The organism is Helicobacter sp. 12S02634-8 (genome assembly GCF_002272865.1).
Classification (GTDB): Bacteria; Campylobacterota; Campylobacteria; order Campylobacterales; family Helicobacteraceae; genus Helicobacter_J.
On the sequence record NZ_MLAP01000003.1, the window covers coordinates 72,875 to 88,654 of the forward strand.

13 protein-coding genes are annotated in these 15,780 nt (G+C 42.4%); 9 read left to right on the forward strand and 4 right to left on the reverse strand.

Annotated elements, in window-relative coordinates:
- Positions 1-284 precede the first annotated feature (284 nt).
- Positions 285-1,568, forward strand: a complete 1,284-nt coding sequence (locus BKH46_RS02825; protein WP_095225325.1) for an aminotransferase class I/II-fold pyridoxal phosphate-dependent enzyme — start codon at positions 285-287, stop codon at positions 1,566-1,568.
- On the opposite strand, the gene BKH46_RS02830 is transcribed toward BKH46_RS02825, so the two are convergent.
- Positions 1,565-2,491, reverse strand: coding sequence for a fumarylacetoacetate hydrolase family protein (locus tag BKH46_RS02830; RefSeq protein ID WP_095225326.1), 927 nt, complete (start codon positions 2,489-2,491; stop codon positions 1,565-1,567). The two genes, BKH46_RS02825 and BKH46_RS02830, sit on opposite strands and share 4 nt — an antisense overlap.
- A 65-nt stretch (positions 2,492-2,556) precedes the next feature.
- Between BKH46_RS02830 and BKH46_RS02835 the strand changes: the two genes are divergently transcribed.
- Complete coding sequence (locus BKH46_RS02835) at positions 2,557-3,483, forward strand: alpha/beta hydrolase (RefSeq protein WP_095225327.1); 927 nt, start codon at positions 2,557-2,559, stop codon at positions 3,481-3,483.
- Positions 3,484-3,500: 17 nt separating this feature from the next.
- Here the strand turns inward: BKH46_RS02835 and flhB are convergent, their stop codons facing one another.
- Both flhB and mobA read right to left on the reverse strand, forming a co-directional pair.
- On the reverse strand, positions 3,501-4,571 hold the full coding sequence (gene flhB, locus BKH46_RS02840) for a flagellar biosynthesis protein FlhB (protein WP_095225328.1): 1,071 nt from the start codon (positions 4,569-4,571) through the stop codon (positions 3,501-3,503).
- Positions 4,564-5,175: a molybdenum cofactor guanylyltransferase MobA gene (gene mobA / locus BKH46_RS02845; RefSeq protein WP_172402542.1), complete on the reverse strand. Its 612-nt coding sequence runs from the start codon at positions 5,173-5,175 to the stop codon at positions 4,564-4,566. Before mobA ends, flhB begins: the two co-directional genes overlap by 8 nt.
- A gap of 113 nt (positions 5,176-5,288) precedes the next feature.
- On the opposite strand from mobA, the gene moaA reads away from it, so the two are divergent.
- The 7 genes from moaA (at position 5,289) to BKH46_RS02880 (ending at position 14,161) form a co-directional block, all read left to right on the forward strand.
- Positions 5,289-6,260 (forward strand): GTP 3',8-cyclase MoaA, encoded by a 972-nt coding sequence (moaA, locus tag BKH46_RS02850; protein WP_095225330.1) that lies wholly within the window; start codon positions 5,289-5,291, stop codon positions 6,258-6,260.
- A gap of 74 nt (positions 6,261-6,334) precedes the next feature.
- Positions 6,335-7,417 carry an aminofutalosine synthase MqnE gene (gene mqnE, locus BKH46_RS02855; RefSeq protein WP_095225331.1) on the forward strand — a complete coding sequence of 361 codons (1,083 nt, stop codon included), beginning with the start codon at positions 6,335-6,337 and terminating at the stop codon, positions 7,415-7,417.
- A gap of 196 nt (positions 7,418-7,613) precedes the next feature.
- Positions 7,614-10,010, forward strand: coding sequence for an outer membrane protein assembly factor BamA (gene bamA, locus BKH46_RS02860; RefSeq protein ID WP_275542175.1), 2,397 nt, complete (start codon positions 7,614-7,616; stop codon positions 10,008-10,010).
- Between the two features lie 9 nt (positions 10,011-10,019).
- Positions 10,020-11,066 carry a dehypoxanthine futalosine cyclase gene (locus BKH46_RS02865; RefSeq protein WP_095225332.1) on the forward strand — a complete coding sequence of 349 codons (1,047 nt, stop codon included), beginning with the start codon at positions 10,020-10,022 and terminating at the stop codon, positions 11,064-11,066.
- 9 nt (positions 11,067-11,075) lie between these two features.
- Positions 11,076-12,386, forward strand: coding sequence for a pitrilysin family protein (locus tag BKH46_RS02870; RefSeq protein WP_095225333.1), 1,311 nt, complete (start codon positions 11,076-11,078; stop codon positions 12,384-12,386).
- Positions 12,383-13,813, forward strand: coding sequence for an Asp-tRNA(Asn)/Glu-tRNA(Gln) amidotransferase subunit GatB (gatB, locus tag BKH46_RS02875; protein WP_095225334.1), 1,431 nt, complete (start codon positions 12,383-12,385; stop codon positions 13,811-13,813). The genes BKH46_RS02870 and gatB overlap by 4 nt, the downstream gene beginning before the upstream one ends.
- A 6-nt stretch (positions 13,814-13,819) precedes the next feature.
- The gene (locus tag BKH46_RS02880; RefSeq protein ID WP_095225335.1) at positions 13,820-14,161 is read left to right on the forward strand and encodes a YnfA family protein; all 342 of its coding nucleotides are present in this window, start codon (positions 13,820-13,822) and stop codon (positions 14,159-14,161) included.
- A 12-nt stretch (positions 14,162-14,173) separates the two neighbouring features.
- Here BKH46_RS02880 and BKH46_RS02885 read toward each other — a convergent pair whose 3' ends face one another.
- Positions 14,174-15,775, reverse strand: a complete 1,602-nt coding sequence (locus BKH46_RS02885; protein ID WP_095225336.1) for a hypothetical protein — start codon at positions 15,773-15,775, stop codon at positions 14,174-14,176.
- Positions 15,776-15,780 lie beyond the last annotated feature (5 nt).

Here is a 15,780-nt window from a genome sequence, read left to right on the forward strand (position 1 = left end):
AAAAATTAGCAATAGAAAAAGAGCTAACCAGCCCAATCTAGTATTTTGCTTGCTAGATAAAGAGATAAGGAGATGGGGGGGAGTGTGGGTAATATTTTGTGCTGGCAGTGTTTTGTGGATAGTGGGTTGGATAGATAAAATTCATAAACACATATCGTGTTTGTTTATTTTTGTAACATTTTGAGGATTTGAATACCTAAATTTCATCAAATACATATCGTGTTTTATAAAAATCTGATAAAGTCCTCTTGATGTTTCATCAAAATAACTCTAAAGGATACCAAATGTCTCATACAAAATTACACCCAGAAACCCTAGCGCTCCATCAAGGCTATGCCCCTGATTCTCAGCAAACCATCAGTGTGCCTATCTATCAGACAACAGCTTATGGATTTGATAGCTCCCAGCAAGCAGGTGCACGCTTTGCCCTCCAGGAGCTTGGCAATATCTATACGCGCTTGACTAACCCCACTCATGATGTGCTAGAAAAGCGTTTGGCTGCCCTAGAAGGCGGGGCGAGCGGGATTGTTACTGCGAGCGGGTCAGCAGCGATATTTTATGCGATTATCAATCTTGCTTTTGCAGGGGATAATATCTTGATTGCTGATAAAATCTATGGTGGCTCGAGTAATTTATTGCTCCATACGCTCAAAAACCTTGGGATACAAGCAAGGGTATTTTCTATCGATGAACCCAGCAGCATAGAGCCTTTGATAGACACAAAAACCAAGGCAATTTTCTTTGAAAGCTTAAGCAATCCACAAATTGCCATCGCACCCATCGAAGAGATAACCCAAATCGCTAAAAAACATCAAATCATCACTATCTGCGATAATACCGTTGCGACCCCTATACTTTGTAACCCAATCAAATGGGGCGTTGATGTTGTTGTCCATAGCTTGAGTAAATATGCGAGCGGCCAAGGAAGCACCATCTCTGGAGGGATTGTCGATAGAGAGGGGCTCAATGACCTCATCAAAGACAACCCAAGATACCCCCAATTCAACACACCCGACCCTAGCTACCACGGGCTAGTTTATGCCTCAGTTCCCTTGCCTATTTTCAATCTTCGTATCAGAACAGCCCTTTTGCGGGATATTGGTGCGGCTTTGAGTCCGTTTAATGCGTGGCTCGTGCTCCAAGGGCTTGAAACACTCAAGGTGCGTATCCATGAACACAGCGCACATGCACTCAAAATCGCTCAATTCCTCTCTTCCCACCCCAAGGTCACAGCAGTGAATTACCCCGGATTGGCCAACAATCCCTACCATCATTTGGCAAAAAAATATTTCAAAGATTCTCTATGCAGTGGGCTTGTGAGCTTTGAGATTATCGGGGGGAGTGAGCAGGCTAAAAAGGTCTGTGATAGCACTCAAATATTTAGCATTGTTGTCAATATTGGCGATACCAAATCCTTGATTGTCCATCCTGCTTCAACGACGCATTCTCAGCTTGATACAGACCAGCTGAACGCACTAGGGATTTTACCCAATACAATCCGTTTGTCTGTGGGCTTAGAAAATCCTCAAGATTTGATTGCAGATTTATCCCAAGCCCTCCAAGACTAGCTATCCATACTATCACCAATGGTGTTTCTCAAAGTCCCGATACCTTCGATATTGCATACGATTGTATCGCCCTTTTTGAGAAATTTCGGAGGCTCAAAGCCCATTCCCACTCCAGAGGGCGTTCCCATAGAAATGATACTCCCAGCTTTAAGCAGCATTCCTGCACTGAGCTCTTCGATCACATAAGCGATATCAAAAATCATCAAATCCGTGGAACTTTTTTGACGCAATTGACCATTGACACGGCTTGTGATCTCTAGCTTAGGAGGGAAAGCAAACGCATCTTTAGTCACAATCCAAGGCCCCATAGGGGCTGAGCCCTCTAGGCTCTTGCCAAAATACCATTGCTTGTGCTTGAGCTGGATATCGCGCGCACTGATGTCGTTGATAATCGTATAGCCAAAGACATATTCAAACGCGTCTTTTCTAGCGACATTGCGTGCGTCTTTGCCTATGATCACACCGAGTTCTACTTCATAATCAAGCTTTTGTGTCAGATGGGCGTGTGCGGGGATAGTGCCCCCATCAGGGAGGGCTTCGCTCACGCGCTTACCAAAATAAACAGCCTCTTGGCGCGTGCCATCAAAGGCTTCTTTTTTGAATTTTGCTGATTCTTTGGCGTGGTCTAGGTAGTTGATCCCCAGACAGATGATCTCAGCAAAAGGGTGGGGTATGGGCGCAGCTTTGATGATGGTATCAAGATGGAGCGTGCCTTGTGTGTTTAAAATGGCTTGTTCAAGTTTGTCTTTGAGTGCTGGATTCCACATTTGGATTAAGGTTTGCATATCGTTGCATTGAATTTTGAGTGTATCAAGGGGAATGATTTTTTCGAGGCTATGATCTAAGACACCGAGTGCATAAGGGGAAGTTTTAGTTTGCTTGAAAGTGATGAGTCGGATAATGGGTTTGTTGCTAGATGGCATGATAAACTCCTTAAATTGGATACAATTTCTTTAAGTTCTTCAAAGTGTATCAAAAATGGATAAAAATGAAAATAACAAAAAACTTGAGCTTTAGTAGTGATTTTGGGTCTGTGTTTTATGATAAATATATCCCTGATTGCCCTAAAAATGTAGTGATACAGATTGCACACGGTATGATTGAGCATAAAGAGCGATATGTGTGGCTTTGTGAAATGTTTGCAGCAGCAGGATATGTGGTATTTATCCACGACCATCGGGGGCACGGGGATAGTATCGGGGGCGATGTTTGGCACGGTGAGATGGGTAGAGATGGGTTTGAAAAAGCACTCATGGATATGGCTTATTTGCGTGGGATCATCGCTACAGAGTTCCCATCAAGCGCACTTGTGCTGTTAGGGCATAGTATGGGCTCATTGCTTGCACGGAGGTTTTTGCAGTGCTATGAAGAAAGGCTAGATGCCCTCATACTCTCTGGCACGCCCTCGCCTTATGCTTTTTTGGGGGTTGGAGTGGTGTTTTTCAGGTTGCTCGATACTTTTGGCATACGCACATGCCCTAAAATCAGCACTTTATTTGCTCTCAACTCCAAACTCAAATGGCTCAAAAAGGGCAAATCACATCGACACAAAACACACTGGCTTTGCAGCGATAGCAATGTTGTTGGGGCTTATTTGCAAGATCCTAAAACACATTTTAATTTCACGCCCAATAGCTTTGCTAACTTGCTTTTGGGGATCAAAAAAGTCTTTTCTCCCTACCCACACAAGCCCACAAAACCGCATTTACCTATACTCTTTTTAAGCGGCACAGAAGATATTTGCGGAGAATATGGCAAGGGCGCACAAAAGGCTTATACTCATTTAGTATCCCAAGGCTATGATAATGTGATACTCAAGCTATGGGAGGGGGCAAGTCATGAAGTTTTTAATGAACCCAATAAAGAAGAGATACTCGCCCACACCCTCCTTTGGCTCAAAAATCAAGGACTATGAAGGGCTATATTTATAAATTATTCTAAAAATTTCTTGCCTTTTTCTTGCTGGAGTCTAGCAACTTGCGCAAAGATAATCGCAACAGCCTCAAACAAAGCCCTAGGGATTGGCTCATCTAAATCCACTTCTTTGTATAGCTCTCTGGCGAGTTTGGGATTTTCGATGATTTCTATATCGTGTTCTCTGGCAATCCCTTTGATTCTGATAGCTAGATGGTCGATTCCCTTAGCGATGACAACAGGAGCAGGATCAGATTCACTAAAGCGCAGTGCGATAGCATAGTGTGTTGGGTTGGTCACAACGACATTAGCATTAGGGATCGCACTCATCATTTTACTCATCGCATTTTTCAGCATCATTTGTCGGATTTTAGCGCGTATTTCAGGATTCCCCTCTTGCTGTTTGTATTCATCTTTTACTTCTTGTTTGCTCATTCTCAAAGACTTGATGTATTGATGTCTTTTGATAAAAAAATCTGCCATTGCCATCACAAAAAACAAAAGCAGCAGCACACCAATGAGTATTAACGCTTTATTGCGTAGCCAGAGCATTTGGTCAAAGGCACTAAAAAGAGCAATATGCTCTAGCTCGCCCAAAAACCCTGCAAAGATCAAAAATCCCACGCAAAATGCTACAAAGACCTTTAGAGTAATCATACCCCCATCAAGGAGTTTTTTGAGCGAAAAGAGATTTTTTATCCCACTGATGGGATTGATTTTACTCCATTTAGGAGCGATGGCTTTTGTGCTCAATAAGAAGCCAAATTGTGCGATATTCCCAACAACACCTGCAATGATTAAAATCAAAAATATTGGCAGTATCATCACAAGCACATCTCCCAATAAACTCAAAAAAAAGCTCAAGGTATTTTCAGGCGTGAAGTCTTTTCCTATCCAAGCAAGAGCTTGTTTATAGACCCCCTCTAGGTGTTCTAGCCAAAAAGGAAAGATGACAAAAACGCCCACCAATCCCACCAAAAGCCCACTAAACCCGACTATTTCAGGGCTTTTAGCGACATTGCCCTCTTCGCGAGCTTTTTGGATTTTGTGTGCTGAGGGGGCTTGGGTCTTTTCGTTTTCTTCAGCCATGAGAGTCCTTGAGTATTTTTAGGGCGTGGTGGTAGTCTTTGGGCGTGTTGAGGTTATAAAATTCATCTCCATTGCCACAATCTAAAAAATAGCTCTTATGGGAGGTGACAAAAGCGCTGATTTTATAGCTTTTTTGTGCGATGGCCTGCTCTAAATCTTTGTATAAATGCCCCCTCCAGCGCCCAATGAGATAATGCCCCCTTTCATAATATCCCCTGTCTTGTGAGCGCGGATAGATAATATCATAGGCTCCTTGTATATTGCAGAGTGCTTTGATGGTCTTTAGCTCTAAAAATGGTGTATCCACGCTGGTAAAAAACACTTCAGGGGCTTGGAGGGTTTTGAGCGTGTGGGCGATACCGACTAAGGGTGAAAAAACCTCGCTTTTTTCATACAAATACGGGGCTTTAAGGCCAAAGTCTTGATTGTGCTTGCATACGATGAATACTTCTGGGAATATTGCAGACATTTTTTGGTATTGATAAGCGAGCAAACTTTTTGCTTCTCCAAAAGGCAGCAATGCCTTGTTGCTTTGCATACGAGAGCTTTTGCCCCCTGTGAGGATTGCGCAAGGAATAGAGGGGTGTGAGGGATTGATGGCCACAAACTCTGCCTTTAGTATTTGATTTAAAACTTTTATTGTATGATTGCAATGTTTAAAAACCTATTTAGATGTTTTAAATTGTGCGTTATATATATTTATAGCTAAGGTAAAAAATGCTCAAAGACACTTTTGGAAGGACGATTGATTATATCCGTGTATCTGTCACCAAGCAATGCAATTTCAGGTGCCAGTATTGTATGCCCGATACGCCGATGGATTTTTTTGATAATGAAGAATATGTGCCTTTGGATAATGTCTTAGCATTTTTGAAAATTGCCATCGATGAGGGGATCAAAAAGATTCGTATCACAGGGGGTGAGCCACTACTCAGAAAAGACCTCAGCGAATTTGTCGCAGCAATCCATGCATACGCCCCTGATGTCCATCTTGCCCTTACAACCAACGCATTTTTACTCAAAAGATATGCCAAAGCGCTCAAAGAAGCAGGGCTAGCGCGTGTGAATATCTCCTTAGACTCACTCAAAAGCGATCGTATCATCAAAATCTCTAAAAAAGATGGTCTGAGTGCTATTTTAGATGGGATCGACACAGCCCAAGAGGTCGGGCTAAAAATCAAGCTCAATATGGTCCCCCTCAAAGGGATCAATGATGATGAAATCATCAGTATGCTTGAGTTTGCTAAAGACAGAGGTATTTTGCTGCGTTATATCGAATATATGGAAAATACGCACGCTAAGCTCGGTATCAAAGGCCTCAAAGAAGCACAAATTTTAGAGATATTGGGTCAAAAATATACCCCCACACTCCTAGAAAAAGAAAATTTTGGTCCAGCTAAAATCTATACGCTTGAAGATGACTATGCCTTTGGGATTATCGCACCACATAATGATGATTTTTGCAAAAGCTGCAATCGTATCCGACTCACTTCTGAGGGGACTATCTGCCCTTGTTTGTATTATCAAGATTCTGTTGATGCCAAAGAGGCAATGCTAAGCAGCAATCCTCAAGCAATGAAGGCTGCCCTCCACCAATCTGTCTATAACAAGCCAGAAAAAAACCAATGGAGTGAAGAGGAAAATCCTGCTGAAATTTCTGCACGTGCGTTTTATTATACGGGGGGATAATTTTGACTTTACTATTTTTGTGATACAATCCCTCATAATCCAATTCACACCAATCTCCAATGCAAGGAATCATAATGGATCTCTTAGACAGGGCGTTCAAGGGAGATAATCTGAACGCAAAAGAACTCGCAAAGCTCTATGAATATGATATTTTCACACTCGGCAAAGCTGCTGATAGTATCCGCAAAAGTCGGTATGGCAACAAGGTATTTTTCAATATGAATCGCCATATCAACCCGAGCAATATCTGCGCAGATGTGTGTAAATTTTGTGCGTTTTCTGCGAGTAGAAAAAACCCCAATCCCTATGAAATGAGTATCGATGAGATCCTTTCTCAAGCAATCGCTTCTTATAAAAGAGGTGCTAAAGAAGTCCATATCGTCAGTGCTCACAATCCCAACTACACTTATAACTGGTATTTAGAGCTATTCAGTGAGGTCAAAAAGGCACTCCCTGATATCCACATCAAGGCAATGACAGCAGCTGAGATTGATTATTTGGATAGAAAATTTGGTATTGGCTACCAAAAGATTTTAGAAGATATTGCCAAAGCAGGGGTGGATTCAATGCCTGGTGGGGGGGCAGAGATTTTTGATGAGGGCGTGAGGAGACATATTTGTAATGGCAAGGTCAGTTCTGAGCGCTGGATAGAGATCCATAAATATTGGCATTTATTGGGCAAGATGAGTAATTGCACAATGCTTTTTGGGCATATCGAAAATCGTGAAAACAGAATCGACCATATGCTAAGAATCAAAAACGCCCAACAAGATTTTAATATCGTTGAGGCCAAAAAGGGGGGCTTCAATGCCTTTATTCCCTTGCTTTATCAAAAGCAAAATAATTATTTGAAAGTCGATGTATTCCCTAGCGGTCAAGAGATTTTAAAAACCATTAGCATTGCAAGGATTATCTTAGAAAATGTTCCCCATATCAAGGCATATTGGGCGACTTTGAGTATGAACCTTGCTTTAGTAGCGCAAGAGTTTGGGGCTGATGATATGGACGGCACGATTGAAGCAGAGTCGATCCAATCAGCTGGAGGGGCTAAGAGCAAATCGGGTATGGGTAAAGATGAGATGGTTTCTCAAATCAAGGACGCAGGTTTTAGGGCGATTGAGCGGGATAGTCTTTATAATGAACTCAAAGAGTGGTGATAATCAGCAATCATTAGATATTGCTAGATAAATCTGTCCTCAGATAAATCTATTTTATAAGCCCTATAAGTCCCATCAGTCCCAAGTTGGGGCATATTTTTAAATCTAAATTCTATTTTAAGACAAATTCAACTATAATCTGACAGCCTAGCTAGCAATAAAATATAAAATTTCTAAGGGTATTGAGAAATTGCACATCAGAAAACTAATAATTCTATTCTTGTTTTTAGGATACACCACCCTCTATGCAGAAAAAATACAGACTATCAAATATGATGGGCTTTTGTATATGTCCCCTATGCTTGCTGGAGAAGTTACCAATATCCAAGAGGGCGATACGCTTGATCTTGCCAAGCTAGATAAGGCTATTTTAGCGCTATATGGGCAGGGATATTTCAAAGATGTGTATGCGACCTTTGATGCAGGCACACTGACATTTCACTTCACCGAAAAACCGCGAGTCGCTAGTATTGAGATCAAAGGCTATGGCACCGAACAAGAAAAAGAAACTCTCTATACCCAAATGGGAATCAAAAAAGGCGATACTTTTGATGACCAAAAGCTCGAAAAAGCCAAAAATATCCTAAAAACAGTCCTTGAATACCAAGGCTACTATGGCACGGTGGTAGAAACAGAGATCACTCCTGTAAGCTCAGATGGGGCATATGCGATCACGCTCAATGTCAATCGCGGGGATAATATCATCATCACAAAGGCCACTTATGAGGGCAGAGAAAAGCTCAAAATCCGAGATATCCAATCATTGAGTGCAAACAAAAAACGCGATTTTATGGGCTGGATGTGGGGGCTCAATGATGGCAAGCTCCATCTCAATGAGCTCGAATATGACAGCCTTAGGATCCAAGATGTCTATATGCGCCACGGATTTTTAGACGCACATATTTCTTCACCTTTTTTAAATGCAAATTTTTCTACCTACACAGCTAGCTTGTATTATAAAATCCTTGAGGGGACGCAATATAAAGTTTCAGGGATAGAGATCGATATCGATAATGAAGTTGTCCCTATTGATAAGCTTCTCAAGGTCGTCAAGGTCAAAAAGAACGATATTTTTAATATCGAAAACCTCCGCACAGATACCCAAATCCTCAAAAGAGAAATCGCAGATAAAGGTTATGCTTTTGCAGTAGTCAAGCCTGACTTAGACAAAGATGAAGCTGATGGGAGTGTTAAGGTTATCTATCATATCCAAGTGGGTGATAAAGTCCATATCAGTGATGTGATCATCTCAGGCAACACACGCACAAGCGATCGGATTATTCGCCGTGAAATCCTCCTAGCCCCCGGGGATCAATACAGCTTGAGTAAGGTCAATAATTCTGAAAATGCCCTCAGGCGCTTGGGATTTTTCGATAATGTCAAAATCGAAGAAAGGCGTGTGAGTGCTGATTCTATGGATTTGCTAGTCAATGTCCAAGAGGGTAGGACAGGGCAGTTGCAGTTTGGTCTGGGGTATGGGAGTTATGGGGGCTTGATGATCAATGGCTCTGTGAGCGAGCGCAATCTCTTTGGCACAGGGCAGAGTGGGAGTATCTATGCAAATATCTCAACAGGGACAGGAGCGAGCTATACCAACTCCGCAGGTATCCGCAATAGCGGGCAGCAGTTCTCGGGCAATATTTCTTTGAGTAATCCTAGGATTTTTGATAGCCGTTATAGCACCTCAGCCAATCTCTATGCCAACTATTATGTCAATTATCAATATGTCGAGCAATCAGGGGGCTTTGGCTTCACAGCAGGGCGGCTTTTGACTAATACTTTGCGTGTGAGTTTGGGCTATGATATCAATGCAATCAAGACTTTTAATTTCTCATCGCCACTCTATGAGATGTATTATTCTTCCAAGACACAGACTTTTGATGGTGGCAAGCTCCAGGGGATGTGGAACAGAGATTATCATATCCCTATCACCAGCTCCATCACGCCAAGTATCAGCTTTGATAATACCGATGATTATTATTTCCCCAAAAACGGGATCATCGCTTCAGCTTATGCGCAGTTCAATGGTATCGGTGGGAATGTGAGAAATACCAAGCTTTATGCAAAGTTTGCAGGCTATTATCATCTCAAAAATCTCATCGGTCTTGACCTCATCGCCCGATACAAGGCACAAGGGGGATATATTTTCCGTTATAGTCCCCAAGACTTTTTGGCTATCAACAATACCTTTTATATGGGGGGTGTGACAACGATCCGAGGTTTCCAGAGCGGCTCAGTCAGCCCAAGAGATCCCTATGGGCTATGGGTAGGGGGCGATGGGTTGTTTACTAATTCTGTGGAGTTGAGCTATGGGCTTTTAGAAGCAGCGAAAATGCGGATATCGGCTTATTTTGATTATGGATTTATCACTTATAAAGGTCTTTTGCACTATCCCAAGGTAGCTGATTTCAAAAACTATGGCGTCCCAGGTCATGGCAAAGAACAGCTAGAATGGCGTGCGGCTACAGGCGTGGCACTTGAGTGGGTATCTCCTATTGGCCCGATTGTGCTAGTATTCCCTATCAAGGTATTTAACAAGCAAGCAGGTGATTATACCTCAAACTTTGAATTCACGATGGGGACGAGATTTTAAGGAAATATTATGGAACGAATCAGCAATGATGAAATACTGCATTTGATGCAAACAGCTTCACTCAAAGAGCTAGGCGAGATGGCGAGCAAAAAAAAGCAAGAGCTCCATCCCGATAAAATCACAACTTTTGTTGTCGATCGCAATATCAACTATACCAACATCTGTTGGGTGGATTGTAAATTTTGTGCGTTTAAGAGAAACCTCAATGAAGAGGGGCAGTATGTTTTGAGCTTTGAAGAAATCGACCAAAAGATTGATGAACTCATCGCTATTGGAGGGACACAGATCCTCTTTCAAGGGGGCGTGCACCCTAAGCTCAAGATTGATTATTATCAAGACTTAGTATCCCATATCCATCAAAAATACCCCGATATCACGATACACGGCTTTTCAGCCATTGAGATTGATTATATCGCTAAGGTTTCTAAACTCAGCATTACAGAAGTCCTCCAAAGACTCAAAGCAGCTGGCTTGAGTTCGATACCTGGTGCAGGCGCAGAGGTCTTGAGCGATCGTGTGCGCGATATTATCGCTCCTAAAAAGCTTTCTTCTGATGAGTGGATCCAAGTCCATAGACTCGCCCACCAACAAGACATCAAAAGCACAGCAACAATGATGTTTGGCAGCGTGGATAATGATATGGATATTATCAAGCATTGGGAATATGTGCGTAATCTCCAAGATGAAACGGGAGGTTTTAGGGCTTTTATCCTTTGGAGTTTCCAGCCTGATAACACCCCTCTCCAAAAAGAAATGCCCCATATCACAAAAGCCTCAAGTATGCGTTATCTCAGACTTCTAGCTTGCAGCCGCTTGTATTTGGATAATGTCAGAAATATTCAAAGTTCTTGGGTCACGCAAGGCTCACATATCGGTCAGTTGGCCTTGCTCTTTGGGGCAAATGACCTAGGCAGCACGATGATGGAAGAAAATGTCGTATCTGCTGCGGGCGCTAGCCACTCCATGAACGAAGAAGAGATGATAAATCTCATCAAAGACATTGGCGAATATCCCGCCAAACGAAACACAGCTTATGAAATCCTCAAAAGGTATTAAAGGTCTTCAATGAAAAATTTAATGGTGATGTTATTGCTATTTTTAGGAGTTTATATGAACGCAAATACCCCCTCGGATAATATCAAATTCTATGAGGTCAATTCCCTCAAAATCCCTGTTCTCTATGAAGAATCCTCTTTATTGCCTATTGGCTCGATACAGCTAGTTTTTATCGGTGGGGGGAGTGTGTATGATGGAGATAAGATTGGGCTAGCAAGACTGGGGGCAAGTATCCTCAATGAGGGCACTAAAGAGCTTGGGGCTACAAAGTTTTCCCAAGCCCTAGAGCAAAAAGCTATCGATATCAGTGCAAACGCAGGGACTCAGACTCTAGGGATTACATTGAATTTCCTCAAAGAAGAGCAAAAAGATGCCATTAACTTTTTACACGACTTGATCCAATCGCCCAATCTCACGCAAGACACACTCAAAAAGGTGCAGACACGGACAATTTCAGGGCTATTGAATAAAAAAAATGATTTTGATTATATTGCTAGAGAAACCTTGATGGGGTTGTTGTTTCAAAATACGCCTTTGGCCCACCCTGCGCTAGGGACTATCCAGAGTGTAGAGGGGATCGGGCTTGCTGATATTAAGGCTTATATCCGAGAAAATCTCGCACTCTCAAGGCTTGTGATTATCATCGGTGGGGATATAAATATCGATAAGACTCTAGCAATGCTAAAGCCTCTTTTGGATACATTACCCATAGGGCAAAAGGTCAGCGCCCACCACTATGAGGCCAATCCCAAATCAAGGGAAAAGATTCTCTATAAAGACACGCAACAAGCTTATATTTATTTTGGCTCTCCTTTTGTGATGGGTGATCTCAAAAAAGATGCTTACAAGGCCAAGGTGATGTCTTTGATACTTGGGGCAAATGGGTTTGGCTCTAGGCTGATGGAAGAGATCCGTGTTAAAAGGGGATTAGCGTATTCAGCATACATGCGTGTGGCGATGGATAATATCGCTAGCTATACCACTGGTTATTTGCAAACAGAGCTCAAAAATCAGAGCAAAAGCATTGAACTCATCAAACAAGTCATTGATACATTTATCCAAAAAGGTGTCACACAACAAGAGCTCGATGATGCCAAAAAGTTTTTACTCGGTTCAGAGCCTTTGCGTAATGAAACTCTCTCAGGGCGATTGTATGCGAAATTCCATAACTTTTATCTGGGCTTGCCATTGGATTTTGATCAAACAGAGCTCAAGCAAATCCAAGATTTGAGCCTCAAAGAACTCAATGACTACATCAAATCCCATACCGAAATCAAAAACTTGAGCTTTGGTATCGTGAGCAAAAAGGAGGGCAAATGAGCCGATTTGAAACGATTATTGGGCTTGAAGTCCACGTCCAGCTCAATACCCAAACAAAGATTTTTTGTGCTTGCCCTACAAGCTTTGGTAGTGAGCCCAATACATATGTATGCCCCACTTGTTTGGGGCTCCCCGGAGCGCTTCCTGTGCTCAATCGCGAAGCCCTCAAAAAAGCTATTCAATTTGGCACAGCTATCCAAGCCCCCATCAACCAAGGGTCTATTTTTGCTAGAAAAAACTACTTTTATCCTGATTTGCCAAAAGCCTATCAAATCTCACAATTTGAAATCCCCATCGTAGGTAAGGGGAGCTTGAATATCACAATAGGCGATCAGGAGAAAACAATCGGTATCACGCGTGCGCATATGGAAGAAGACGCGGGCAAAAATATCCACGAAGATAGCTATTCTCAAGTCGATCTCAATCGTGCTTGCACGCCCTTGCTTGAGATTGTGTCTGAACCTGATATGCGTAGCAGTGATGAAGCGATTGCGTATTTGAAAAAACTCCACTCGATTGTGCGATTCATCGGTATTTCAGATGCGAATATGCAAGAGGGGAGTTTCCGCTGTGATGCTAATGTGTCGATCCGTCCGTATGGAGAGAGCAAGCTTTATACAAGAGTAGAGATCAAAAATCTCAATAGTTTCAAGTTTATCCAAAAGGCTATCGAATATGAAGTAGCGCGCCAGATTCAGGCGTGGGAAGAAGGCAAATATAGCCAAGAGATTGTGCAAGAAACAAGACTATTTGATACACAAAAAGGTATCACGCGATCCATGCGAGGCAAGGAAGAGGCAGCAGATTATCGATATTTCCCCGATCCTGACCTTTTGCCTGTGTATATCGATACAGAACTTTTGCAAGAGGGGCAAAAGATCGCTGAACTCCCTGATGAGAAGAAAAATAGATATATGCAGAGCTTTGGTATCAAAGAGAGCGATGCACTTGTGCTGATTAGTGATTTGGAATTAGCGAGCTATTTTGAGGCAATGCTAGAGTTTGGGGCTAGTCCTAAAGGCAGCGTGACTTGGCTAGCTACAGAGCTTTTGGGGCGGCTTAAGGGCGATATGAATTTGCATAATTGCGGCATTGATCCAAAGACTTTGAGTATCTTAGTCCAAAGAATTGATGGGGGCAAGATCAGCGGGAAGAGTGCTAAAGAAATCCTTGATACGCTCATAGAACAAAAAGGTGGCGATGTTGATGGACTGATCCAATCGCTAGGGCTAGCTCAAATCAATGATGATGGAGCGATTTTGCAAGCGATTGATAGTGTTTTGAATACACATACTGACAAGGTCGCTGAATACAAAAATGGCAAAGACAAAATGTTTGGCTTTTTTGTTGGGCAAATCATGAAAAATACAAAAGGTATCAACCCCGCTCGGGTTAATGAGCTGCTCAAAGAAAGGCTAGGTCAGTAGCTTGATATGGGGATTGTTGTATCTGTTTTGTTTTTTCTTTTGGCTTGTGTTTTTGAAGTCGGTGGAGGGTATTTAGTATGGATCTGGCTCAAAGGCGGCAAGCCCCTTTGGGTTGGGCTTATCGGTGGGATTTTTTTGGTAATTTATGGCTTGGTAGCGACATTGCAGACGCAGTCTTTTGGGCGCGTGTTTGCGGGGTATGGTGGTTTTTTTATTGTTTTTTCATTGTTGTGGGCGTATGCATTTGATGGATTCAGGCCAGATCGGTATGATGTGATCGGCTCTGTGGTGATTCTTTTGGGCGTGGGGATTATGCTCTATATGCCGCGTAATCATTTGAGCTTTTGAGCGATTTTTCTTTTAAAGACCTTTTAGCAGACCATTTAAGAGGTTTTTGACCTTTTCTTGCTTTTCTTGTGGGACATATTTTTCTATCACTCCTTGAGCACCCTTATCGAGGGCGTCTTTGATTTGATTTTTGAGTAATGCGCTTGTATCGATCACTACTTTTGGGGCTTGCAGATTGCCACTGAGCCAGATGGGGACAGGAGTATTTTTGAGGGAAACATTGATTTGAGAAGCGATGGTGTTTTTCTCTAAGTCAATACGCAGATGATCTGATTTTATAGAAACTTCTTGGCTTGCCATATCAAGCTTGGTATCAAGGGCTTTGTGATTGATGGTGGTAGTGAGGTTTGCTGTGTGAAAAACTTGGCTAGGGAGGTCGAGCTTTGTGTATTTTTTGACTGCGTCTGTGAGATGGCTGCGGGCGAGCTTGCCGTTTTGGAGCAAAAGGGTGAGTGTGCCATTTTGGTCTGAGAGATTATAGCTAAAATCCCCATTGCTAGAGGCATTAAAGACTTGAGGGATAGCAAAGAGAGCAAGGATATTTTTAGAAGGTATGCTATCAAGATGTCCCTCTAAAATCTTGTCTTTGAGTTTTCCTTGGAGCTTGCCCCCTAAGGAGCTGGAGAAGAAGTCTAGCTCTAATCCCTTGGCATAACGGATATAACCATTTGCATTGAAAGTGCCGTTTAGATGGAGCTTGAGTAAGGGGGATAGACTTTTTAGGTCAGGGAGTGAGAGTTCATAGAGTGCGTGGAGTGATTGATGGGGAATATCCCAATGTATTTGCTTGAACTTTGCACTGCCTATGGGAGATGTGAGATCGATATTAGTCTGGAGTTTAGCGTCTTTGAAGATGGCTTGCCCGTTGAGGTCAAACTTTATCTTAGAACTTTTGGGGCTAGGAGCGTGGCTTGCTAAGGCGTTGGGCGTGTTGGGCGTGAAGGCGGCATTAGAGGTGTGTGCTAGGATTTTGCCCTCTAGGAGGTTGAGGGCATTTCTTGTAAAATCAGCTTGTATCCATAGCACGCCCTGTATGCCTTGGATGGATTTGATAGAGGGGCTAAGCTCTAATATCTCTGCTAGGTCTGCTAGGTTTTGGAGCTTGGGGTTTGTGGTGCTAGTGAGTGTTTGGAGCTTGAAGTCTTTGATGGTTGCGTGTATTTGGGTAGCAGAATCAGCGATATTGCTTTGAGCTTTGAGTTTAAAATCTCTAAATTTCCCCTCTAAAATCCCGCTAGCTATGGGGATACTCTTATCTGTCTTGTTATCAGATATATTTTGCGCTGTGATATAAAACTGGGTATGGAGATTTTGAGAAAAAAGTGAAAAATCCCCATTAAAAGTAGCGAGGATTTTGTATCCTTGCTCTTTATGGCCTTTATGCTTTGGCTTGTCTATGGGATATTCTAGGACAATGCTTGCTTGAGAGGGGCGTAATGAAAATTTCTGCACATACACAGCTATCGGGGAGTGTTTGTTGATAATAGACTGCACTAAGGGCTTAAAGAGGTCATTTCCAAGTTGCGTGAAAAGCAAGGCATAGATAAGGCTTAAGACGATGAGTAAAGTCCCAAGTAAGTAAAACACAGCCCTTTTCTGCCTTGTTTGCTTCAATATAA

What these genes read in the sequence shown, in the direction of transcription:
- BKH46_RS02835 (WP_095225327.1), top strand. Translation starts at nt 2,557, where the DNA reads ATGAAAATAACAAAAAACTTGAGCTTTAGTAGTGATTTTGGGTCTGTG.
- BKH46_RS02870 (WP_095225333.1), top strand. Translation starts at nt 11,076, where the DNA reads ATGAAAAATTTAATGGTGATGTTATTGCTATTTTTAGGAGTTTATATG.
- BKH46_RS02825 (WP_095225325.1), top strand. Translation starts at nt 285, where the DNA reads ATGTCTCATACAAAATTACACCCAGAAACCCTAGCGCTCCATCAAGGC.
- BKH46_RS02830 (WP_095225326.1), bottom strand. Translation starts at nt 2,491, where the DNA reads ATGCCATCTAGCAACAAACCCATTATCCGACTCATCACTTTCAAGCAA.
- BKH46_RS02880 (WP_095225335.1), top strand. Translation starts at nt 13,820, where the DNA reads ATGGGGATTGTTGTATCTGTTTTGTTTTTTCTTTTGGCTTGTGTTTTT.
- moaA (WP_095225330.1), top strand. Translation starts at nt 5,289, where the DNA reads ATGCTCAAAGACACTTTTGGAAGGACGATTGATTATATCCGTGTATCT.
- mqnE (WP_095225331.1), top strand. Translation starts at nt 6,335, where the DNA reads ATGGATCTCTTAGACAGGGCGTTCAAGGGAGATAATCTGAACGCAAAA.
- gatB (WP_095225334.1), top strand. Translation starts at nt 12,383, where the DNA reads ATGAGCCGATTTGAAACGATTATTGGGCTTGAAGTCCACGTCCAGCTC.
- BKH46_RS02865 (WP_095225332.1), top strand. Translation starts at nt 10,020, where the DNA reads ATGGAACGAATCAGCAATGATGAAATACTGCATTTGATGCAAACAGCT.
- flhB (WP_095225328.1), bottom strand. Translation starts at nt 4,571, where the DNA reads ATGGCTGAAGAAAACGAAAAGACCCAAGCCCCCTCAGCACACAAAATC.